This window comes from Rhizobium sp. ZW T2_16 (genome assembly GCF_044987325.1).
GTDB classification, from domain to species: Bacteria; Pseudomonadota; Alphaproteobacteria; order Rhizobiales; family Rhizobiaceae; genus Neorhizobium; species Neorhizobium cellulosilyticum.
The window spans coordinates 1019812-1041444 of the sequence record NZ_JBJDRG010000001.1 but is presented as its reverse complement, the minus strand read 5'-3'; the positions used below and the strand labels follow the sequence as shown (position 1 = coordinate 1041444).

General features: G+C 58.3%; 26 protein-coding genes. 12 read left to right on the top strand and 14 right to left on the bottom strand.

Going from position 1 to position 21633, the window contains the following annotated elements; all coding sequences use genetic code 11:
* Window positions 1-24 precede the first annotated feature (24 nt).
* The gene (locus tag ACI3K0_RS05095) at window positions 25-288 is read left to right on the top strand and encodes a hypothetical protein (RefSeq protein WP_404945043.1); all 264 of its coding nucleotides are present in this window, start codon (window positions 25-27) and stop codon (window positions 286-288) included.
* 48 nt (window positions 289-336) lie between these two features.
* Here ACI3K0_RS05095 and ACI3K0_RS05090 read toward each other — a convergent pair whose 3' ends face one another.
* Window positions 337-648 (bottom strand): hypothetical protein, encoded by a 312-nt coding sequence (locus tag ACI3K0_RS05090; RefSeq protein ID WP_148143343.1) that lies wholly within the window; start codon window positions 646-648, stop codon window positions 337-339.
* Between the two features lie 195 nt (window positions 649-843).
* On the opposite strand from ACI3K0_RS05090, the gene ACI3K0_RS05085 reads away from it, so the two are divergent.
* Window positions 844-1524, top strand: a complete 681-nt coding sequence (locus ACI3K0_RS05085; RefSeq protein WP_404945042.1) for a GNAT family N-acetyltransferase — start codon at window positions 844-846, stop codon at window positions 1522-1524.
* A gap of 10 nt (window positions 1525-1534) precedes the next feature.
* A complete protein-coding gene (locus ACI3K0_RS05080; protein WP_404945041.1) occupies window positions 1535-1735 on the top strand; it encodes a hypothetical protein in 201 nt (66 codons plus the stop codon).
* A 2-nt stretch (window positions 1736-1737) separates the two neighbouring features.
* Here ACI3K0_RS05080 and ACI3K0_RS05075 read toward each other — a convergent pair whose 3' ends face one another.
* From ACI3K0_RS05075 to ACI3K0_RS05065, 3 genes are all read right to left on the bottom strand, one after another.
* Window positions 1738-2805: a nickel/cobalt transporter gene (locus tag ACI3K0_RS05075; protein WP_404945040.1), complete on the bottom strand. Its 1068-nt coding sequence runs from the start codon at window positions 2803-2805 to the stop codon at window positions 1738-1740.
* The gene (locus ACI3K0_RS05070) at window positions 2799-3443 is read right to left on the bottom strand and encodes a DUF1007 family protein (RefSeq protein WP_404945039.1); all 645 of its coding nucleotides are present in this window, start codon (window positions 3441-3443) and stop codon (window positions 2799-2801) included. The genes ACI3K0_RS05075 and ACI3K0_RS05070 overlap by 7 nt, the downstream gene beginning before the upstream one ends.
* A 111-nt stretch (window positions 3444-3554) precedes the next feature.
* Entirely contained in the window at window positions 3555-4448 is an 894-nt protein-coding gene (locus ACI3K0_RS05065; protein WP_148143353.1) for a LysR family transcriptional regulator, read from the bottom strand.
* Window positions 4449-4994: 546 nt separating this feature from the next.
* On the opposite strand from ACI3K0_RS05065, the gene odc2 reads away from it, so the two are divergent.
* The 3 genes from odc2 (at window position 4995) to ACI3K0_RS05050 (ending at window position 7764) form a co-directional block, all read left to right on the top strand.
* Window positions 4995-6128 (top strand): ornithine/lysine decarboxylase, encoded by a 1134-nt coding sequence (gene odc2, locus ACI3K0_RS05060; protein ID WP_312406639.1) that lies wholly within the window; start codon window positions 4995-4997, stop codon window positions 6126-6128.
* Window positions 6129-6238: 110 nt separating this feature from the next.
* A complete protein-coding gene (locus ACI3K0_RS05055; RefSeq protein WP_404945038.1) occupies window positions 6239-6808 on the top strand; it encodes a GNAT family N-acetyltransferase in 570 nt (189 codons plus the stop codon).
* Window positions 6809-7104: 296 nt separating this feature from the next.
* Window positions 7105-7764, top strand: a complete 660-nt coding sequence (locus ACI3K0_RS05050; RefSeq protein ID WP_404945121.1) for an OmpW/AlkL family protein — start codon at window positions 7105-7107, stop codon at window positions 7762-7764.
* A gap of 74 nt (window positions 7765-7838) precedes the next feature.
* Here the strand turns inward: ACI3K0_RS05050 and ACI3K0_RS05045 are convergent, their stop codons facing one another.
* Window positions 7839-8057: a 4-oxalocrotonate tautomerase family protein gene (locus tag ACI3K0_RS05045; protein ID WP_206823147.1), complete on the bottom strand. Its 219-nt coding sequence runs from the start codon at window positions 8055-8057 to the stop codon at window positions 7839-7841.
* Window positions 8058-8082: 25 nt separating this feature from the next.
* A complete protein-coding gene (locus ACI3K0_RS05040; RefSeq protein WP_404945037.1) occupies window positions 8083-8823 on the bottom strand; it encodes an SDR family oxidoreductase in 741 nt (246 codons plus the stop codon).
* A gap of 97 nt (window positions 8824-8920) precedes the next feature.
* Between ACI3K0_RS05040 and ACI3K0_RS05035 the strand changes: the two genes are divergently transcribed.
* Window positions 8921-9814 carry a LysR substrate-binding domain-containing protein gene (locus tag ACI3K0_RS05035; RefSeq protein ID WP_404945036.1) on the top strand — a complete coding sequence of 298 codons (894 nt, stop codon included), beginning with the start codon at window positions 8921-8923 and terminating at the stop codon, window positions 9812-9814.
* Between the two features lie 99 nt (window positions 9815-9913).
* Window positions 9914-10930: a serine hydrolase domain-containing protein gene (locus tag ACI3K0_RS05030; RefSeq protein WP_404945035.1), complete on the top strand. Its 1017-nt coding sequence runs from the start codon at window positions 9914-9916 to the stop codon at window positions 10928-10930.
* 274 nt (window positions 10931-11204) lie between these two features.
* Here ACI3K0_RS05030 and ACI3K0_RS05025 read toward each other — a convergent pair whose 3' ends face one another.
* The 5 genes from ACI3K0_RS05025 to ACI3K0_RS05005 form a co-directional block, all read right to left on the bottom strand.
* Window positions 11205-12191 (bottom strand): WD40 repeat domain-containing protein, encoded by a 987-nt coding sequence (locus tag ACI3K0_RS05025; RefSeq protein WP_404945034.1) that lies wholly within the window; start codon window positions 12189-12191, stop codon window positions 11205-11207.
* Between the two features lie 97 nt (window positions 12192-12288).
* Window positions 12289-13425, bottom strand: coding sequence for a CobW family GTP-binding protein (locus tag ACI3K0_RS05020; RefSeq protein WP_404945033.1), 1137 nt, complete (start codon window positions 13423-13425; stop codon window positions 12289-12291).
* A 123-nt stretch (window positions 13426-13548) separates the two neighbouring features.
* Complete coding sequence (locus ACI3K0_RS05015) at window positions 13549-13947, bottom strand: type II toxin-antitoxin system VapC family toxin (RefSeq protein WP_404945032.1); 399 nt, start codon at window positions 13945-13947, stop codon at window positions 13549-13551.
* Window positions 13944-14201, bottom strand: a complete 258-nt coding sequence (locus tag ACI3K0_RS05010) for a type II toxin-antitoxin system Phd/YefM family antitoxin (protein ID WP_183821052.1) — start codon at window positions 14199-14201, stop codon at window positions 13944-13946. The genes ACI3K0_RS05015 and ACI3K0_RS05010 overlap by 4 nt, the downstream gene beginning before the upstream one ends.
* 58 nt (window positions 14202-14259) lie before the next feature.
* A complete protein-coding gene (locus tag ACI3K0_RS05005; RefSeq protein ID WP_404945031.1) occupies window positions 14260-15051 on the bottom strand; it encodes a creatininase family protein in 792 nt (263 codons plus the stop codon).
* Between the two features lie 82 nt (window positions 15052-15133).
* On the opposite strand from ACI3K0_RS05005, the gene ACI3K0_RS05000 reads away from it, so the two are divergent.
* Together ACI3K0_RS05000 and ACI3K0_RS04995 are read left to right on the top strand one after the other, a co-directional pair.
* Entirely contained in the window at window positions 15134-15628 is a 495-nt protein-coding gene (locus tag ACI3K0_RS05000; RefSeq protein ID WP_148143372.1) for a MarR family winged helix-turn-helix transcriptional regulator, read from the top strand.
* Window positions 15629-15747: 119 nt separating this feature from the next.
* Entirely contained in the window at window positions 15748-16791 is a 1044-nt protein-coding gene (locus tag ACI3K0_RS04995) for a LacI family DNA-binding transcriptional regulator (RefSeq protein ID WP_404945030.1), read from the top strand.
* A 7-nt stretch (window positions 16792-16798) separates the two neighbouring features.
* On the opposite strand, the gene ACI3K0_RS04990 is transcribed toward ACI3K0_RS04995, so the two are convergent.
* Window positions 16799-17575 carry a gamma-glutamyl-gamma-aminobutyrate hydrolase family protein gene (locus ACI3K0_RS04990; RefSeq protein ID WP_404945120.1) on the bottom strand — a complete coding sequence of 259 codons (777 nt, stop codon included), beginning with the start codon at window positions 17573-17575 and terminating at the stop codon, window positions 16799-16801.
* A gap of 231 nt (window positions 17576-17806) precedes the next feature.
* Between ACI3K0_RS04990 and ACI3K0_RS04985 the strand changes: the two genes are divergently transcribed.
* A complete protein-coding gene (locus ACI3K0_RS04985) occupies window positions 17807-17947 on the top strand; it encodes a hypothetical protein (protein WP_404945029.1) in 141 nt (46 codons plus the stop codon).
* Window positions 17948-18194: 247 nt separating this feature from the next.
* Window positions 18195-19301: a TRAP transporter substrate-binding protein gene (locus tag ACI3K0_RS04980; protein ID WP_404945028.1), complete on the top strand. Its 1107-nt coding sequence runs from the start codon at window positions 18195-18197 to the stop codon at window positions 19299-19301.
* A gap of 103 nt (window positions 19302-19404) precedes the next feature.
* Here the strand turns inward: ACI3K0_RS04980 and ACI3K0_RS04975 are convergent, their stop codons facing one another.
* Window positions 19405-20889 carry a TRAP transporter large permease subunit gene (locus tag ACI3K0_RS04975; RefSeq protein WP_148143377.1) on the bottom strand — a complete coding sequence of 495 codons (1485 nt, stop codon included), beginning with the start codon at window positions 20887-20889 and terminating at the stop codon, window positions 19405-19407.
* Window positions 20890-20908: 19 nt separating this feature from the next.
* The gene (locus tag ACI3K0_RS04970; protein ID WP_404945027.1) at window positions 20909-21448 is read right to left on the bottom strand and encodes a TRAP transporter small permease subunit; all 540 of its coding nucleotides are present in this window, start codon (window positions 21446-21448) and stop codon (window positions 20909-20911) included.
* Window positions 21449-21633: the final 185 nt, after the last annotated feature.

Below are 21633 nucleotides of genomic sequence, written 5' to 3'. Positions count from 1 at the left end.
GTCGGCATTGAAAGGAGAAAGACGATGATGGAAACCGAGAAAATTCCGACCGATATCTGGCTGAAAGTGATGTGCGCGCTGATGATCAATGCCGTGCTCTTCGGTGTCGGCGTTATCACCGTTCTTTCGGTGCCGACCTTTGCCGATCAGGCGAAATATCTGATCCCCGTCGTGATCGTAGCGAGCTTCGTGATCACTCCCTTGCTATGCGGCTTTGTCGCTCGTCGCATGCGGATCAGAAACTGGAAGGCAGGCCAGTGGCGCGAAGGGGATCTGATATCCGGATAACCTAGATTGACAGGAACGGGGGCCGGCTCAGACCGGCTCCCTTGCCGGTCAGCCGTCTGCCCCGCCGATGCGGCGGCGGAAAAGGCCTTCAAGCTTTTTCCAGATGCTTTCGGGTTCGGGTGAGCCGATCATAAGGCGGCCTTCGCGGGTGATCGAGACTACCGCTCCCGTCGACCATTCTCCGCCATGATCGATGGTTATGAGCTTGTTGCGCGCCGCATCCTGAAAGAACGTTTCCGCCTCCAGAAATTCATATTCATCTTCGGAAAGACAGAGGCGTCCCGAGCTTTCGGCGACATGGCCCAGCAATGTCAGCAGGCGAGGGTCTGTCGGAGACTTTTGCGGCAGGTTTACGGGCATCTTTTGCACCCCAAAATCTCAGCCGAATTTAAATCCATCCTGGACCAACAACAATATATCTGCCGAGCCAAATATTGATTGATGATAAATTGGGGCGAGGCACTCGCCCTCCGGCTCCACGCTCAGTGGCAGGTGTGGCATTGCCTTTGGGAGATCCCTGACTTAATCGTCGGGTAGCGAAACAAGGCTATTCCGATGCACGATCTGAAAACCTATAAAGTTGCAGCTCCCAAGCCCGTTACCTTGACTGGCCGGTTCGTCACGCTCGAACCCTATGATCGCGACACGCATCTGCAGGCGCTCTGGGAAGCTCTGGGCGGCGAGGGGATCAACGATCTGATCCGGTATTTCCCCAACGAGGATTATGCCACGGCGGGCGAGTTCGGCGCATGGATTGAGGGTGCACAAGCCAATCTCAGCTTCATCACGCTAGTGGCGCGGGAAAATGCGACCGGCGAGGTCGTCGGGATGGCGAGCTATATGCGGCCCGATCCAAAGAATGGAGTCGTTGAAGTCGGCTCAGTGGCACATGGCGAGGCGATGAAGCGTTCGCCGATGGCGACCGAACTGCATTACCTGATGGCGAAGCATGTCTTCGAGGATCTCGGCTATCGCCGTTACGAATGGAAGTGCCATAACGAAAACGAGCCGAGCAAAAGAACTGCTATCCGTTATGGCTTCACCTTCGAAGGTGTGTTCCGCCAGCATGTGATTTCCCGCGGCGCAAACCGCGATACGGCATGGTTCTCGATGATCGACAGCGAGTGGCCTGTAATCAACGCGGCATTCGAAGCCTGGCTTGCGCCGGAGAATTTTGATGCCGACGGTGGCCAGAAGCGCCGGCTGGAGGATATCCGCGCCGAAATCGGCAGCTGAGGGTATGAGCATGAAGCCGGAGACGAGATCGCAGATGATTGCCGCGGCGCTGATCATGATCGGCGCCGTCGCGGTCATCTATTTCCTGCCGTCTCTGGTGCTCTGGATCGGCCAGTATTCGCCGGCGCTTGCCTTTATCGTCGGCGCGATCCTGCTGCTCGGTTTCTTCTGGATTTTCTGGCTGAGGGCGCGGTATCAGCGTCGGCGTTGACGTTACGCCTGTAGCGACGCGCCTAGCAGCGAGAGCCCCACCAGCAGAACGAAAAGCGCGCCGCCGATCTCGATCGCATGGCCGACGCGGCGGCCTGTTTTTGAACCGGGTCCAGCAACCTTGAGAGCTATATCCTTGGCGCCGACCGCGAGTGAGGCGAGGATCGTAACGGTGATCGCCGTGCCGAGCGACATTGCCAGCACCGACAGGATGCCGCCGAGATAAAGGCCGTTCAGCAGCGAAAAACTCATGACGAGAATGGCGCCGGAGCAGGGGCGCAGGCCGACTGCGATGATCGCCGACCAGGCTTCCTTGAGACTGAAATCCTTGCCGTCCAGCATTTTCGGATCGGGCATGTGGCTGACACCGCAGGCCTCGCAATAGTCGCCGTCGCCTTCATAGTCATGGTCGTCGACTTCGACTGCCTTGAAATTCAGGCCGGTAGAGCTGCGGCTTGCGGCGGGTCCATCGAACAGTGTGCCGGTTGCGGGGTCGGCGTCCGGGACACGCACGACCCGTAGTTTCAGCGCGCGAAGCTTTTTCACCAACAGCCAGGCGCCGAAGAGGGCGACCATGGCGAAGCTTGCGACTTCCATCGCCCATGTCGCCTTTGTCATGGTGATGCCCGAGCCGCGCAGGACGACGAAGGCGGCGCCGACGACGAGGATCGCGACCAGCCCCTGGAGAAGCGCCGAGATAAACGAGATGGCAACGCCGCGGCGCAGTTCCACTTCATTGGCGATCATGTAGGAGGAAATGACCGCCTTGCCGTGACCGGGGCCGGCGGCGTGGAAGACGCCATAGGCGAAGGATAGGCCGATCAGGCCTGCCAAGGCGGAAGGGTCTTCCCGCATCGCTTTCAGCGAGCCGGTCAGGGCGCGATAAAAGGATTGCTGGTAGTAATTGATCCAGCTGAGATAGGGTGCGAACGGCCCGCCGACAGAGAATGAAGGTTCCGCCGATCCGACCCCCAGGGGCGACTGGGCGTGAACGGCGGTGGCGAGATAGAGGCTGGCAAAGGCCGCAGCGGCAAAGGCTGCCGCCACACCGAGCCTTGGAGATTTCAGCATGTCAGCTCCAGACGGGTCGCAAACATTTTCGACATGTCGGTTCCGGTCGGATCGTTGAAGAATGCGTCGGTCAGCGAGGCGCTGTTTTGGGAGAGGACCTCGTCGGGATCCGGACGGATGACTTTGTGCTGGCATTTGGCGAAGGCGGGGCCTTCGGCCACCAGGTCCTTGTCGGTCGGAAAGTCGATCGCGGTATACATGGTCGGGTCGTAGATACCGAACGTCAGTCTGCCCTTGAGCGGCATCGGCTTGTCCGGTTTGACCGAGAAGAAGACGAGGATCTGCCCATCCTTGAAGGTGACGCGGATCACGTCCGGTTTTTGCACGCCGACAGTTGCGCCATTCACCGTCAAAGTGGTGAAGTAGTGGTAGTCGCCAAGCGAGGTGCGCATCGTCTCGCCGAGTTCCGCCAGCTCGCTTTCGTCCAGTTTCAGATCGGTGTTCTTGTCGAAATCCAGCAACACGCTGGACGAGAAGACCTCGTCGAAACGCCAGACATTGCGCAGCTCCTGCACCATGCCATCCGGCCCGCCGATTACTTCCAGCCGCGATTCGACAAAGATATGGGGGTGGGCCGAGGCGGCATAAGGCAGTGTGCAGGCTGCAAGGGCAGTGATGATCGCAAGTCTTTTTTTCATTCGGTCCGGCGCCCTATATTCGTCCCGTGTCATCTGGTCAGCCTGCTGTGCCGTTGAAATGGGACGGAATTTCGACTCACATGTTACACAATTACTGTGACATCTACTGCGTCATCGCGCCTGGCGGAACCAGTTGGCTAGGTAATCGACGAAGCTTCTGACCTTGGCTGGCAGATAGCGACGATGCGGATAAACGGCGTAGATGCCGCGATCCTTGATGATGTAGTCATCGAAAAGCGTGACGAGCTCGCCGGACTGGATATAGGCGTTGGCGATGAAATCCGGGATGATCGCGACGCCGAGCCCCGCGCGAGCGGCCCGCAATGTCGCCTGCGGGCTGTTGACCTCGATCGGGCCTGACACGCCGACGGATAAAGTCGAGCCGTCCTTTTCGACGAAACGGATATTGTTGTGCCCGCGCGTGTTGGTATCGATGATAAAAGGGACATTGCTCAACTGCTGCGGATGTTCCAGCGGGCCGTATTGCGCGACGATATCTGCGGTCGCGACGGCATGTACACGGAAATCATTGAGCTTTTTTGCGATCATGCCGGAATCTTCCAGACGGGTGATGCGGATGGCCAGATCGAAATTTTCCTCGATCAGATCGACGAACCGGTCGTCCGCGACGATTTCCAGCTGAACATCGGGATGAGCCTTGGCAAAATCGATCAGCGACTGGCCGACATCGGCGTCGATGAAAGTGCGCGGCACGGAAACGCGCAATCGGCCCTTGAGGTCCGCATTGCCTTCGCGCACCAGGTCGGCGAGGTTGTCGATCTCCTTCAATATGTCCGAGGCGCTGCGATAATAGGTGTGGCCTGCTTCGGTGAGAGAGAACTGCCGTGTCGTGCGGTTCAACAGCAGCGCACCGAGATCATCCTCAAGCTCGCGGACATATTTGGAAAGAAGCGCCTTGGAGCGGCCGGTACGGCGCGCGGCGGCGGAAAAACCCTCGGCTTCGACCACATCGATGAAGGCGCGCATGCGGGTGAGGGTGTCCAAGGGATGTCTCCTGAATATTGAACGAAAGCGGCTGCTTCGTTCGATGTTTATGGACCAATGTAAAAATATGGTCGAGCGTAAAAAATCTCTTGATTATGACTGCGAATATTCTTATTTCCCGCTTTGCCCAAAGTCGCACGTGCCCATGGGTGTCCGCCGACCCTCGAATTGAGATTTATCTCTAAGGTGAGGTCATCGGTAAGGTACCTGGAACTAACCCCTCCAGTCGCTATTCCGGCCAACCGGAAAATGCGAGGACATCTGAAGCAACGACGGTGCGGGCCTTTCTAGTCTCTGCAGGCTTTCCATCAGCCTGCAATTCTGAAGAGGCACACCATCATTGCCGGAAGTGCGGTAGGGACAACCCTCCAATCCAAGGCAGACAAAGCCGGATCAAAGCTCGTGGCAGGGCGTTGGTCTACATATCGCGCGGTAAAGCGTGCTCACGGTACCAGTGTCTCCAACTACTGGCACCGAGCGCATTCTTATCCGTCCTTTGTCCTCCGGTTCGCAGCCGGAGCTTTGAGATTTCGAAGGGACTGACCCATGACCACTGCTCGCATCCTCGACTTCATCAAGACCCGACGTCCGGAAGGTCCGTGCCTCGTTGTCGATCTCGATGTCGTTCGCGACAATTTCCATGCGTTCCGTCATGCCCTGCCGGACAGCGCCATCTACTACGCGGTCAAGGCAAACCCGGAACCGGCAATCCTCAAGCTGCTCGCCTCTCTCGGCTCGAGCTTCGATTGCGCTTCCGTCGCCGAAATCCAGATGGCTCTCGACGCCGGTGCAACTGCCGACCGCATCTCCTTCGGCAACACGATCAAGAAGGAACGCGACATCGCCCGTGCACACGCACTCGGCGTCGGTCTCTTCGCTGTCGACAGCCATGAGGAAGTCGAAAAGATTTCCCGCGCTGCGCCGGGTGCGAAGGTATTCTGCCGCGTTCTGACCGATGGCGAAGGCGCCGAATGGCCGCTGTCGCGCAAGTTCGGCTGCGTGCCGCAGATGGCCGTCGATGTTCTCGTCTACGCTCACCAGATGGGTCTCGAAAGCTACGGCGTGTCCTTCCATGTCGGCTCGCAGATGACCAAGGTCGATGCTTGGGATTCGGCTCTGGCCGATGCCAAGCGCGTCTTCGCATCGCTGGCCAAGCAGGGCATCGTCCTGCAGATGGTCAACATGGGCGGCGGCTTCCCGACCAAGTACCTGCGCGACATCCCGAAGGCCGAGGAATACGGCCAGGCGATCTCCAACTCGCTGCGCAAGCACTTCGGCAACAACCTGCCGAAGACGATCATCGAGCCGGGTCGCGGCATGGTCGGCAATGCAGGCGTCATCAAGGCGGAAGTCGTGCTCGTTTCGCGCAAGTCGGACAATGACAACCACCGCTGGGTCTTCCTCGACATCGGCAAGTTCGGCGGTCTCGCTGAAACCATGGACGAGGCTATCCGTTACCCGATCCGCACCGAGCGTGACGGCGACGAGATGGAGCCTTGCGTTCTGGCCGGCCCGACCTGCGATTCGGCTGACGTGATGTATGAGAAGAACATGTATCCGCTGCCGATTTCCCTTTCGATCGGCGACGATGTTCTGATCGAAGGCACCGGCGCCTACACGACGACCTATTCGGCCGTCGCCTTCAACGGCTTCGAGCCGCTCAAGGCATACGTTATCTAAGGCACTTCTGCCGACAGTTTCGCGGTTCCCGAACCTCCAGCCGGGGGCCGCAAATCCACAACGAAACCTCGATACCGTCTGAAACGGTTTTAAGTGCGGGAGGCCCAAAGATGGCCACTGTTCTTGATTCTGTCCGCGCATTCTTTGCGCCGAGCCAAACCTACACGATCGACATGGAAAACCCGGCCGATGTGGTCGCGCGTGAAAGCCTGCTCGATCGCGCCATGGGCGCTGACCGCCGCAAGAAGTCGTCTGAAAAGATCCGCCGCAACCGCCTCCCGGCGGAAGGTCTGGCGCTGGTCGCCCGCGATGGCGACGGCCACCTGATCGGTACGGTTCGCCTGTGGAACATCGAGGCGGGCATTTCGCCGGAAGGCAATCCGATCGAGGCGCTGTTGCTCGGCCCGCTCGCGGTCTCCGCGGATCAGGAAGGCAAGGGCATCGGTGGGGCGCTGATGCGTGCCGCCATTGCAGAGGCGCATAACCGTGGCCATGGAGCCATCCTGCTGGTCGGCGACGCTCCCTATTATGAGAGATTCGGCTTTTTTGCCGAAAAGACTGCGCATCTCGTCATGCCAGGCCCTTTTCAGCGCGACCGTTTTCTGGCGCTGGAACTGAAGGCAGGCTGGCTTGAAGGTGCAGCGGGCATGATCGTTGCGAGCGGTCGCAAGCTGGCCTGAAATAGAATTGTTCAGCAAAAAGGCCTCGTGGCCACTCCGATCATCCCGAAGCCCCGCCTCCAGTTCCGGAGGCGGGGCTTTTCCTTTGCGGAATCCCGTGGAACGAGAGGAAATCAGCGGCGCATCGCCACTGCGTCATTTAGGCAACAATCGCCGCCTCCTTGATTAGTGGATGAGCACACTTGATCTCGATCAAGTGTCTGCAACTGCACGAGTTTTAGACCTTTTCCAGAAGATTTAGGCAGGCTGGAAGGAGAGGTTTTATGACAATCAGCAGCAGGAACTATGCGCGTTGGATGGTGGGGATCAGCGCGGGCTTTTTCGCATTCGGGGCCGCAGCCGCGGACATCGCGCCCGCCCAGGTCGCGCCCGTTGCAGAAGAAGCGATTTCTTCTCCGAGCCCGTGGCAGATCCGCGTACGCGCACTTGGCGTCATCACCAAGGATAGCGGTTCGGTTGATCAGAGCAGCGCTTACGGGCTGGAATATAGCGATACAGTCATTCCGGAACTGGATATCAGCTACTTCTTCACCGACAACATTGCCGCAGAACTGATCCTCGGCACGACCTATGCCAAGATCAACACGACCGGTGCTGCAGATCTGGATGTGGGCAAGGCCTGGCTTCTGCCGCCGACGCTGACGCTGCAGTATCACTTTACCGATTTCGGCGCGTTCAAGCCGTATGTCGGTGCGGGCATCAATTACTCGATGTTCTACAATCAGTCCGACAAGGGTGGCTTCAAGAACCTCGACGTCAAGAATGACTTCGGCTGGGCTCTGCAGGCCGGTTTCGACTACATGCTCGACGAGCATTGGGGGATCAATTTCGACGTGAAGAAGATCTTCCTCGAAACGGATTGGAAAGTTGATAACAGCCCGCTGGGTGTTCCGCTTTCGGGCAAAGCCAAGATCGATCCGTGGCTGATCGGTGCAGGTGTGACCTACCGCTTCTGATAGAAGAAAAGGGCGGGGGTATTAGTGCGGCGCGATTTTATCGCGCCGCCTTTTTTATTTTCAGTCGAGAGTGTTCAGGTCCCGGCCGGTGCGCGATAGGCTTCAGGAATGACGAAAATCTCGTCGGCACGGCCATAGCCCCCATCCTTGACTTCCTCGATCAGCACCATCGTGTGGGGGCGGGCGGCCTCGCTCATGTATTCGACCAGCATATCGGTCGTACGGTGCACGATCTCTCGCTTCTGGGCCTTGGTCAGTGCGCCTTCCGGGGTCTTGATATTGACGAACGGCATCGGGGTTTTCCTTCCTATTCGTTTTTCAGATCATGCCGCCATTGGCGCGCAGGATCTGGCCGTTGACCCAGCCGCTTTCCGTGCTTGCCAGGAACGAGACGACAGAGGCGATATCGTCAGGCTGTCCAAGGCGACCGAGCGGGATGTTGCGTATGATGTTCTGGACCAGCTCTTCCGACTTGCCGGTCATGAACAATTCGGTTTCCACCGGGCCGGGAGCGACGGCATTGACGGTGATGCCGCGTTTGCCGAGTTCCTTGGAGGCAACATGGGTCATGGCTTCGACGCCTGCCTTGCTGGCGGCATAGGGGCCGTAACCTGGACCGTACATGCCGACGACGCTGGACGAGAAATTGATGATCCGGCCGCCCTCGCGCAGCCGCTTGCCGGCCTCGCGAATGCCGTAGAATGTGCCGGTGAGGTTAATGGTGATGTGCCGGTCGAATTCGGCGTCATCCGTCTCCATCAGCGGAGACAGCTTCATGACGCCGGCATTGTTGACGAGGATATCGACGCCGCCGAAACTTTTCTCTGCCGCGTCGAAGAGCGCTGTGACGCCAGCTGATGTGCCGACATCCGCCTTGACGGCGATAGCCTTGCCGCCAGCTGTTTCGATTTCGCGGACGACGTCATCGGCTGCAGACTGGCTCGATGCGTAATTGACGACGACGGCAAGTCCATCCTTGGCGAGGCGCAGAGCCAGAGCCTTGCCGATCCCCTTGGAGGCGCCGGTGATGATTGCTACGCGGTTCGTGTTGTCGGTCATGGTAATTCTCCTTTTCTGATCGTGAAAATATGCTGATCTCCAGGGAGAACAATGGCGCCCGTTTGACATGACAATTTGTATGTGATGAACAATTACCATGGACAGATTATTGCGCATGCAGCTTTTCGTGCGGGTGGTGGAACGGGGCAGCTTTCTTGCGGCCGCCGCCGATCTGGGGCTCGCCCGCTCCACCGCCACTCAGGCGATCAAGGCGCTGGAGGCCGATGTCGGCGCGCGACTGCTCGAGCGGACAACGCGGCATGTGGCGGTGACGCTGGATGGTAGCGCATTTTATCAGCGTTGCTTGTCGATCCTTGCCGATGTGGATGAGGCGGAGGCGATCTTTCGGAATGCGAAGCCGCAGGGCATTCTGCGGGTGGATGGGCATCCGATGCTGACCCAGACCTTTCTTCTGCCGCATCTGAGGTCGTTTCTCGATCGCTATCCGTTGCTGGAGATCCAGTTCGGGCAGAGCGATCGGTTCGTCGATCTCGTGCGCGAGGGCATCGATTGCGTGATCCGGGCGGGAGAAGTGAGCGACAGTTCGCTGATCATGCGCAGGCTCGGCTCGATCTGCGAGATGACCTGCGCCAGCCCCGATTACGTCAAGGTTCGTGGTATGCCGAAAACGCCGGACGAGCTGGATGGGCATCAGGCAGTCGGCTTCATTTCTTCACGCACCGGGCAGATCATGCCGCTCGAATTCATGGTGGGGGAAGCCGTGCGTTATGTGACTTTGCCGGCGCGTGTCACGGCCAATAATTCCGATACGGTCATGGACCTTGCCCGCCGGGGTTTTGGCCTGATGCAGGCACCGCGCTATCACCTACAGCGGCATGTCGAGGAGGGCACACTGGTGGAGGTACTGCCGGATTTCCCGCCGCCGCCGACACCGCTCTCCGCTCTTTATCCGCAAAACCGCCAGCTCTCGCCGCGCGTGCGGGTATTTATTGATTGGGTGGCGAAGATATTTGCCGAAGCGGACATCTGAGGAAGCGCAAAGCCCGGAACGTCTCACAGGGGTTCATTTCGGCGTGAGGCTGCAGGTTCTGCCTTATTGCGGCAATCGCATTGCCCTATCTCTCAAACCATGATCACACGCCGTTCCGCACTCCTGTCCGCTCCATTCCTGTTTGCCGCCGGTCGCTCATTTGCGCAGCAGCCGGTGCCGCAACCGCCCGAGACACTGAAAACTGTTCTCGATCAAGCCGCCGGGCTTGAACCGCTGAAGGTGGTTCTGGTCTATCGCAACGGAGAGCCGCTGGCCGAGCGAGCTTTCAATGGACGTTCGCTTAACGCTTCGACCAACATCAAGTCGGCGTCGAAATCGATCATTTCCTGCCTTGTCGGTATCGCCATCGACCGCAAGCTTCTGGAAGGGACCGAGCAGAAGATCGCGCCGATCCTGGAAGCCGATCTGCCGCGCAATCCCGACCCACGCCTTAACGAAGTCACGATCGGCAATCTGCTTTCGATGCAGGCGGGGCTGTCGCGGATGTCGGGGCCGAATTACGGGCGTTGGGTGGCAAGCCCGAACTGGGTGCGTTTTGCTCTGTCGGAAACGTTCGATGGCGAGCCGGGCGGCGAAATGCTGTATTCCACCGCATCAACGCATCTCCTTTCTGCCATTCTTACCCGTGTAGGGTCCAAGTCGACCTTGGCGCTGGCGCGCGACTGGCTGGAGCCTGTCGATGGTTTCAGGATCGGTGCCTGGGAGCGTGATCCGCAGGGCATCTATCTGGGTGGAAACCAGATGGCGATGTCCGCCCGCTCGCTGATGGCTTTTGGTGAGCTTTACCGCAATGGCGGCAAGACCGGGGAGGGGCGGCAGGTCGTTTCGCAAGGCTGGATCGACCAGTCTTGGATGCCACGCACCAATTCCCGTTTCTCGGGCGATGCCTATGGCTATGGGTGGTTCATGCGGGAGATCGGCGGGGAAGAGGTCAAGTTCGGATGGGGTTATGGCGGGCAGATGGTCTATGTCATCCCGTCACTCGCCATGACGGTGGTGATGACGTCGAATGAAAGCGGCCCGTCTGCGCGTAATGGTTATCGTGACCAGTTGCATGATCTTCTGGCGGATATTATCCGCGTCACGCCTGTCTGATCGCCAATCGACAGATCAATATCGAATAAAAGCCGGAATATTAGGGTTACCTGTTCATCATGCAGCGGGCATTCCATTGCATTATCGGCGCCTAATATTAAGAGTGAATTCACAACCAAAGCGAGTAAACTGGCTGCGGTTGGTTTTCGAATTCCTCTCCGGGAGCAACACCGGCCTCACGTCATTAGCGTGGGCCGACGCTTTCCCGTGGGGTGGGTGGGGGAAGTATGGAGCCCCCACCCATTCTTTGCTGTTACTCTGGCCCTGTGAGGAGTTATGCGCTGATGTCGATCACACCGCAGTCGCCAGCTTCAGATGAGAAGGAGAGCAGCTTGCCGCTGGCGCTCCAGCTCAAGCCGGTAATCGCGCCCTTGCCCGGGCGTCGCAGCAGCGCTTCCTTCTCGTCGGCGATCCTCACACCAAGGATCATGCCGTCGATGAAGCCGATGGCGAGAACTTCTTCCGCAGGGTGGAAAGCGACCTGGGTGACCATGATATTGGCGCGGGTGCCGAGTTCCATCGGGGCCTTGCCCATCGGGCCGTCCTTCGATGAGAAGGGCCAGACGATGGCGGCGGGTGCACCCGAGGAGGCGAGCCACTTGCCCTTTACCGACCAGGACAGTGATTTCACCTTGGCGGGATAACCGGTCATGCGCATGTGGCGGTTTTCGCCGGCCTTGCCGTCGAGCTTCCAGCCATGCAGCGCGTTTTCCTGCATCGTGGTGACGAGGAAGCGGCCGTCCGGCGAGAAGGTGACGCCGGTATGGGCACCTTTCCAGTCCAGATCGGCTGCCGGTGCGTTGGTGCCGACCCAGTGCAGCGAGACGCCATTATAGCGGGCGGCGGCGATCCGGAGGCCCTTGTTGGCGAAGGCGATGCCCTCGACACTTCGCTCCTCGGTGAATTCCTTGACCGAACCATCGCCCTGTCGCACGACGCTCGTCTTGCCGACGGCATAGGCAACGGCATTCTGCGGACCGCCAGCGATGACGCTGATCCATTTGCGCGGTACTTCTGCAAGTACGGTCGTTTCGCCATCATGGCCGATGCGCACAACCTTGCCGTCTTCGCCGCCCGAAAGCAGGGTGGCGCTGAAGGGATCGCGAATGCAGGTCAGAAGCCCCTGATGCGCCTCGGTCACCTTTTCGCCGCCATCGAGACGATGAATGCTGCCGGCAGCGGTGGCAAAAAAGGGAATGTCGCCCAGGAAATGCGTGGAGACGACGTGGCCTTCAATATCGAGCGGTGCAACTGTCGGCATCAGACGGCCATCATTCGAGACATTGGTTCACTATCCATATGGTTTTCGGGCGCCGTTTCCGACGCCCGTTTTTCTATATTGAAATCTGCAGCCGATGTCAGGCCGGTGTCTTGGCGGTCGCCTGGCAGGCGAGGAAGCTCTGCTCGATCTTGGCGAAATCCAGATTGCGGCCGATGAAGACGAGGCGGCTTTCGCGCTTCTCGCCATCCTTCCACGGACGCTGGTGATCGCCTTCGACGATCATGTGAACGCCCTGGATGACATAACGCTCATCATCACCGGCAAAGGCGATAATGCCCTTCAGGCGCAGGATGTTCGGGCCTTCCGTCTGGGTGATCTTCTGGACCCAGGGGAAGAAGCGATCCGGGTTCATTTCGCCGCCGCGCAGCGAGATCGACTTCACCGTGATGTCGTGGATCGGCGACATGGAATCATGATGGCCATGGTGGTGGCCGTGATCATGGTGATGATGATCGTGGTCATGATCATGATGGTGGTGATCATGGCCGTGGTGATGGTGGTCATGATCGCAGTCCGGACCGCAGACGTGATCCTCGTGGTCATGATCGAGGAAGTGCGGGTCGTTTTCGAGTGCGCGCTCCAGATTGAATGCGCCTTGATCAAGCACGCGGGAGAGATCGACGCCGGAGCGGCTGGTCTTGTAGATGCGAGCCGTCGGATTGATGGCGCGTACGACATCCTCGACGATCGCCAGTTCTTCCGGCGTGACGAGATCGGTCTTGTTGATGAGAACGACGTCGGCAAAAGCGATCTGGTCTTCGGCCTCACGGCTGTCCTTCAGGCGCAGCGGCAGATGCTTGGCATCGACCAGCGCGACCACGGCGTCGAGTTCGGTCTTGGCGCGAACGTCGTCATCCATGAAGAAGGTCTGGGCAACCGGGACGGGATCGGCAAGACCGGTCGTCTCGACGATGATGCCGTCGAAACGGCCCGGACGGCGCATCAGGCCTTCGACCACGCGGATCAGGTCGCCGCGCACCGTGCAGCAGACGCAGCCATTGTTCATCTCGTAAATCTCTTCGTCCGACTCGACGATCAGGTCGTTGTCGATGCCGATCTCGCCGAATTCGTTGACGATGACGGCGTATTTCTTGCCGTGGCTTTCGGAGAGAATGCGGTTGAGAAGCGTCGTCTTGCCGGCGCCGAGATATCCGGTCAGCACGGTAACGGGAATGGGCTTTGCTGCTGGAGCTTCGGTGGTCTGGTCGGTCATAGGGAAACCTCGAAGGTTAACGGCTTGCGCCGAATGGCATTGGCACGGGGCGCCAGAAATCGTCCGCTCCATATAAGGGTAAGGCCGAGCGAGTTCAAAGGGTTTCGATGTTATAAAATCACGTCAGGAAACGGATCGAGATATAGCAGATGTGATGTCGGTCCGGGCGAAGTCATCTCCTATATAGAGGAGAGGACATTCGAACTCGTTGGCGGTGGCATAGGCAAAACAGTCGCCGAAATTGAGAGAAGCTTTATGGAAGCCCTTGCCCCATCGAGCGTAGGCCACGGCCGCCCTTTCTGCTCTGATGTCGTCGAGCTCTATTACGGTCAGAGGAAGTCGATCGATAAGGGACGTCAGACCTGATAAGCAGTCTTTTCCTCGCGCTACGATCAATGCTTCAGTCAAGGTTGCCGCGTTGATGAGCACTTGGGTTTGATCTGCGAGAACCTCCCGACATGCAAGAGCTTCCGGTTCGTTATTTACGATCGCGATCAAAGCGGACGTATCTATAACGATCATTCGGGAAGGCCGTCCTCGCCATAAAGAAAATCCTGGCTTCGTGCAGCTGAGGTTCGGTCAGACGATTTTTTCGGTGCCATTGCCCTGATTTCATCGATGAGGGCGCGGCGTTCTTCTGGAGATGAGGGCGGTTTCAATGGCACGATCTGGGCCACTTTTTGACCGCGGCGCGTCAATACCACTTCTTCACCGGCCTCGGCTCGATGAAGAAGTTCGGTGAGACTCGCTTTGGCATCGCTTACGGAGATTTCCATCGATACTTTCCATAATGGTCCATGTATATGGTCTAGTATGGCTGTTGCTTGGAAAATCTCAAGATAATTCGTCGACGTCAAACTTTGCCACATCCTCCAGCAGTTCGATAATCCCCTTCACCGTATGGGCGACAAGCTGTTCGCCGCGCTCCGCAGTTGCTGCCGACGCATTGCCGGCGACGCCGATGGGGTTGAGATCCGACATTTTCCAGCCGAAGGCATGCGGTCCGTAAGCGCGTAGATGGGTGAAATCTCGGGCGAACTCGGACTGTCTGGAGGTGAAGGGTTGGGCTTTTGCCATATCTACCCTATCCGGCCATAACGCCAGCATGACGGAGGTCTCGATGTCGCCGCCGTGTATGTCGATCGCCTTGTCTTGCGGGCTGATCCAGCCCTGTGGCTGGCCGAAACGTGTCCAGCTTGTGGCGACTGCGAGCATGCCGAACCTGATGCGGGCCTCAGTCGCGACGATCGTCATCAGCGGCGAATTTCCGCCATGGGCGTTCAGCATGACGAACTTTTTGATACCTTGATTATTCATCTCTTCGGCAATGCCGAGCCAGCGGTTGACGGCTTTGTCGAAGGCAAGGGTCCGGGTGCCGGCGACATGCATATGTTCGACCGAATAGCCAACGGGTTCAGTAGGGAGAAATGTGATGGGGAGCGTCGGCGGAAGCGCCGGGATGAGTCGCTGCACGAGACCCTCCGCAATCAGCGTATCGGTGTCGAAAGGCAGGTGCGGACCATGCTGTTCGTGGGCGCCCAGGGGCAATACCGCGATCCAGTCGCGTCTTTCTGTGGACTCAAGTGTCTGATCATTGTCACAAAAGCGCGGTTTGGGATGCGACATCTGGCGGTGGTTTCCCGGTTTCGTTATGGATAGCGCGCATTACTATAGTGGCGACCTTCACCAAGCAAAGCGGGCAGGACCGATGAGCAAGAAAAAGGGCGAGAAGAAAGCGAAGTCCGGCAAGAAGAAGGAGCTTGCAGCTCTTTCGGCGGCTGATCTCGCACCGGCGATCACCCAGGCCGCCCGCTCGGTTCGTACTGCGCTCAGCCGCAGCATTTCCGATAGCGGCCTTTATGCCGGCCAGGACGGGGTTATCCTCGCACTCTCGGAAGACGACGGGCAGACGCCCGGTCAGCTGGCCGCGCGGCTCGGCGTGAAAGCGCCGACCATGACCCGCACGATCGGGCGCATGGAGGCGCAAGGTTTCGTCGAGCGCAGGGCTGATGGCCATGACGGACGGCTCACCAAGGTTCATCTCACGGAAAATGGCCTGAAGAGCGTTGAGTCGATCGGGCAATCCGTTGCCGATTGCGGCGCGATGGCCGTGCGAGGTTTTTCCGAAAAGGAGGTGCGCACGCTTTTGAAGCTGCTGAGGGCTGTGGAACACAACCTGCAGCCGGAAGCCGACGAAGACTGACGGGCCTCCGGCCCATTCCCCGGCTATTGTGCTTGCAAATTAAATTGTTTATTTAAAAATTTTAGTTTGCAAGGCCGGCGCCAGAAACCGGCTTTCAAGAAAAGCAATCCGGAGGGGTTATGGCGCAGAAGGTGAAGCTTTCTACGATTGCAGACAGCCTTGGGCTTTCGACTGCAACAATCTCATTGGCACTCAGGGACAGCCCGCTCGTCGCAGCTGATACGCGCGAGAAGATCAAAGAGCAGGCACGCGCACTCGGTTATATCTACAATCGTCGCGCTGCCAGCCTCAGAACGTCGCGTTCCGGCATTATCGGCGTTGTCGTGCATGACGTGATGAACCCGTTTTACGGCGAAATCCTCAAGGCGATCGAGACAGAACTCGACCGTAGCAGCCACACATTCATTCTCTCCAACCATTACGACTCGGTCGAGAAGCAGCGCACCTTTATCGAGACGCTGCTGCAACTCGGCGGTGACGGCGTTATCATGTCGCCGGCGATCGGCACGCCGGTCGAGGATATCAGGCTTGCGGAACAGAACGGCATGCCGGCCATTCTGGTTGCCCGTACGATGGATGGCGTCGACCTGCCGACCTATCGTGGCGACGACAGCTACGGCATCTCGCTTGCAACAAATCACCTGATCGGACTTGGTCACCGGGTGATCGCGATGATCGGCGGTACGGACCAGACCTCCACCGGTCGCGACCGTTACCAGGGTTATGTCGACGCGCTGCGCAAGGCCAACATCGATGTCGATCCAAGCCTGCGCATTCCGGGTCCGCGTACCATGCAGGGCGGGTTCGAGGCCGCTGTGAATTTCCTCTCTCTGCCGCAAAAGCCGACGGCGGCCGTCTGCTGGAACGATCTCGTGGCGATCGGACTGATGAACGGCATCGCCCGTGCAGGGCTCATTCCCGGACAGGATATTTCCGTCACCGGTTATGACGATCTGGAGCAGGCGTCGATTTCGACGCCGTCTCTGACCACCGTTTCCAACCAGCAGGCGGATGTCGGCCGGCTTGCGGCACGTGCGCTGCTTGACCGTCTGGCCGGAAGCCACGAGCCGGATGGCCTGCATCTGATCAAGCCGGAAATGCGCATCCGCCAGTCGACATCGCCTTACAAGCCGCTTCGGGATCTCGCCAAGGCAGAGGCTTGATTCGGCCTTATGCCGCCGCGCCTTCGAGGGTCGCCTTGCGGGCAGCATAGGCGCGAACGGCATCGCCGAAAGCTTCGAAAAGGGCGCGGGACGGTGAATCTGTTTCCGCCCAGTATTCCGGGTGCCATTGCACGCCGACGGCAAAATTCTTCGCATCGATAACTGAGACGGCTTCGACCGTGCCGTCCTCGGCGCGGGCTTCCACCTGCAGTCTCGGCGCCGTTTCGGAAATTGCCTGGCGGTGTAGCGAGTTTACCTGCACTTCGCCTGCTGTTCCGAGATAACGGGCGATGCAGGATCCTTCCGCGATAATAACCGGCTGGCGGATGGCATACATGCCGTCGCGTTCCGAAACATCGGGCTTGCGATGATCCCAGATGCCTGGCTGATCCTGGATTTCACTTGCCAGCGTTCCGCCGAGGGCAACATTCAGTTCCTGGATGCCCCGGCAGATAGCGAGAAGCGGAATGCCGCGTTCAATGGCGCGGCGAATGAGTGGCAGCGAGGTCGCGTCGCGGCCGTGATCGAACGGCCCGTCGGCGTCGGTTGCCTCTTTGCCGTAAAGCGAAGGGTGGACGTTGCTGACTGCTCCGGAAATCAACACGCCATCGACTCTGTCGAGAATGGCATCGGCATCATTGCCTGTTTCGAAAGCCGGCACGATGAAGGACATGACGTCGGCGACTTTCAGCGCAGCCGACACATACTGGTTCGGGGCGGCGTGCCAGATGGCACCTTCGATGTCACGAATATCGGCAGGGACGGCGACGATGGATTTCGGCAGATGAGAGGCCATGGTGGTTCCGAATTGATGGGACGAAGCCAGAGAAACAGAGAACGCCTCCAATTGCTAGAGGAATTGAGGTGGCAAAACCAGTCGCAGTGTGACGAGAAATAGATGCAAGGATCTATGGTGTCACCGACCAAATTATCTTCTCATTTCTTGAGTTATGTCATGAAGCGATCTGCTCTTCGGGAGGAGGTTACAGGTGGTCCAATCAAAAGGAGACCTCTCATGTTTGCCGCTCTTTCGCCCTATGTCGCTGGCCTTGTCATTCTCTGGTGGCTGGCCGGTGCCTACGTCATTCCACGCGATTTCATTCGTGTGCAGCGGAACAAGCGTGCTGCAGAGAGTGAGAAGTTCCTCCACGGGTAAGTATATCCATTATGGAGCTTTCTTGATAAATCTGTGGCTGCCGAAATAATGGGCATATCCTGCTGAAAACAATTTATAATTAGAGTTTCGAACACTACAGACGAAAGTCTAATTCGTTATTGGCACTTCAACCCCTCGTTTGCGTTTCCCCTCGCTTGCAAGCCTTTAGGCAACATGTTTACCTCATCGATGATGTCCGGCGGATTGGAGGATGCGCCGGAAGTCGATCGTGATCGGGAGGATATTCATGGATCGTCGTCAGTTCTTCAAGAAAGCTGCAGTCACCGGAGCGGGCGCGCTTGCCGCCGGATCTCTGGCTGCACCTGCAATCGCTCAGGCCAATCCCAAGATTACATGGCGTCTCACGTCGTCGTTTCCGAAATCGCTCGATACGATCTATGGCGGCGCGGACGACATTTCCAAGCATGTCGCGGCGGCTACGGATGGCAACTTTACCATCCAGCCTTTCGCCGCCGGCGAAATCGTACCCGGCTTGCAGGCGGCTGACGCAGTCACGTCCGGCACGGTCGAAATGTGTCACACCTGCTCGTATTATTTCGTCGGCAAGGATCCGACATTTGCGATCGGTACGGCAATTCCGTTCGGCATGAATGCGCGCTTGACCAATTCCTGGTTCTACCAGGGTAACGGCAACACGCTGATGAACGAGTTCTATGCCAAGCACAACATTTACGGTCTGCCGGCCGGCAATACCGGGGCGCAGATGGGTGGCTGGTTCCGCAAGGAAATCAACACCGTCGACGACTTCAAGGGCGTAAAGATGCGCATTGCCGGGATTGCCGGCAAGGTGCTCGAGAAACTCGGAGCCGTGCCGCAGCAGATCGCCGGCGGCGATATCTATCCGGCCCTCGAAAAAGGCACGATCGATGCTGCCGAGTGGGTGGGGCCTTACGACGACCACAAGCTCGGCTTCTTCAAGGTGGCGAAATATTATTATTATCCGGCGTTCTGGGAAGGCGGGCCGACGATCCACTCCTTCATCAACCTCGGCAAATGGAACAATCTGCCGAAGCAGTATCAGGCGGCGCTGACCGATGCCTGCGCGTTTGCCAATACCAACATGATGGCGAAATACGACCAGAAAAACCCGACCGCGATCAAGCAGATCGTCTCGCAAGGCACGACGCTGCGGCCCTTCAGCCAGGATATCCTTGAAGCGTGCTACAACGCCGCGCTCGAAGTCTACAAAGAGATCTCGGCAACGAATGCGGACTTCAAGAAGGTCTATGAGGATCAGGTCGCTTTCAAGAAGGAGGGGTACTTGTGGATGCAGTTGTCGGAATACACGTTCGACACGTTCATGATGATCCAGCAGCGTAACGGCAAGCTCTGATCATCGGCCTCTGATTTTAAGAATAAAGAAACCCCGGAGCTAGGCTTCGGGGTTTCTGCGTTCCGGATAAGAAAAGGCCCGGTTCGATGCCGGGCCTTTGATATCAGTTGAATTTCGGTGGTTCGGACAGATTGGGAGCAGCAGGCTGGGCCGGCGCGCCGTCCATGGGCGGCAGGCCGAAGTTCGGCATGCCATTTCCGCCGCTGTCATTGCCAAAGCCCGGAACCTCGATCTTGATCGTGTTCAAATCCACATCCGGTGCCTTGTCCAGCCAGTAGGTGACGGATTCGGGCCAGAAGATGATGATGGCGACGAGGATGAGCTGCATGCCGAGCCATGGGATCGCACCTAGATAGATATCCTTGGTCTTGACGGTCTTCGGCGCGATCGAGCGCAGGTAGAAGAGTGCAAAGCCGAAGGGCGGGTGCATGAAGCTCGTCTGCATGTTGACGCAGAGCAGGACGCCGAACCAGATCAGGTCGATGCCGAGCGACTGGGCGACGGGCGCCAGAAGCGGCAGGACGATGAAGGCGATTTCGAAGAAATCGAGGAAGAACGCCAGGAAGAAGATGAAGATGTTTACGAAGATCAGGAAGCCGAGCGCGCCGCCTGGAATGTGAGAGAGCAGATGCTCGATCCACAGGCCGCCATCCATGCCCTGGAACACAAGGCTGAAGCAGGTCGCGCCGACCAGGATGAAGACCACCATGGAGGTGATTGTCATGGTGGAATGCATGGCCTGCTTGATCAGATCCCAGGTCAGGCGGCGATGCAGGGCGGCAAGTACCATGGCGCCGACAACGCCGAGTGCGCCAGCTTCCGTCGGAGTTGCAAGACCGAGGAACAGCGTGCCCAGCACGAGGAAGATCAGCACGACCGACGGCACCATGCCCCAGAGGACACGCATGACGAGGGCTGCATTCAACTCGCCGCGCGCCTCCGGTGGCAGAGGCGGGACATCCTTCGGGCGCACGATCGACAGGACGAAGATGAAGCCGAGGAAGATCAGGACCTGGAGGATCGAGGGCCCGATCGCGCCGAGATACATGTCGCCGACCGAACGGCCGAGCTGGTCTGCAAGCACGATGAGAACGAGAGACGGCGGGATGACCTGGGTAATCGTGCCTGACGCAGCAATAACGCCGGTCGCGAGCCGGGGATTATAGCCGTATTTCAGCATGATCGGCAGCGAGATCACGCCCATGGTGATGACTGATGCCGCGACGGTGCCAGTAATTGCACCGAGTATGGCGCCGACGATGATCACCGCATAGGCAAGGCCGCCCGGAATGGCGCCGAACAGCTTGCCCGTGCCCTCCAGCAGATCCTCCGCCAGGCCGCAGCGCTCGAGGATTGCCCCCATGAAGGTGAAGAACGGGATGGCAAGCAACAGGTCGTTGGAGACGATGCCGAAAATGCGCAACGGCAGCGCCTGCAGGAAAGCGAATTCGAAGTGGCCGGTGGCAATGCCGAGCAGACCGAAAAACAGGCCGACTGCCGACAGAGAGAAGGCGACGGGAAAACCGTAGAGCATGAAGATGATCATGCCCAGGAACATGGCTGGCGGCATTATGCCGAATGCGAACATGGCTTAATCCCCCGGTGCCTTATTGAAGCGGTTTTTCGTAGGTCGTGTCGACCTCAAGGGTGCCCGTAAGCCCCGCGATCCGCTTGATCAATTCGGATAACCCCTGCAGCGCGAGCAGCACGAAACCTGCGACAATCACAAGCTTGACAGGCCAGCGAAGAAGGCCGCCGGCGTTGGAGGACATCTCGCCCTGCTGGAAGGAGAGAGAGAAAAACGGCCAGGAAAGCCATGCGAGATAGAGGCAGGCCGGAATGAGGAAGATGATCAGGCCTAGAGTATCGATCCACAGCCGCGTGCGATCCGAAACGGCGCCATAGATAAGGTCCACGCGTACGTGTTCATTCAGGCGCAACGTATGCGAGGCGCCGATCAGTACGATGAAAGCGAAGAGATACCACTGGATCTCAAGCCAGCCATTCGAGCTGTAGTTGAACATGTAACGGATGAAGGCGTTGCCCGCGCTGATCAAACAGCAGGCCAGCACGAGGTAACCGGAAAATTTTCCCAGCACTTCGCTCAAGCGGTCTATCAGGCCGCTAAACCGTAATAACAGTCTCATTCGTTCCCACTCCCAACAGGTCCTTTTATCCCGCCTGTTCTTTGGTGGCGATGTAAACGAAGGTCTAAGGAAAGAAAAGCGGAAACGACTAACGCGAATTGGCGGCGGCTCTCAAGGCGGCGGCTCCGAAATGCTTCTGGCGTCGATCCTTGCGCTGAGAAACGTTGTTTTCGGTATCTCGAATA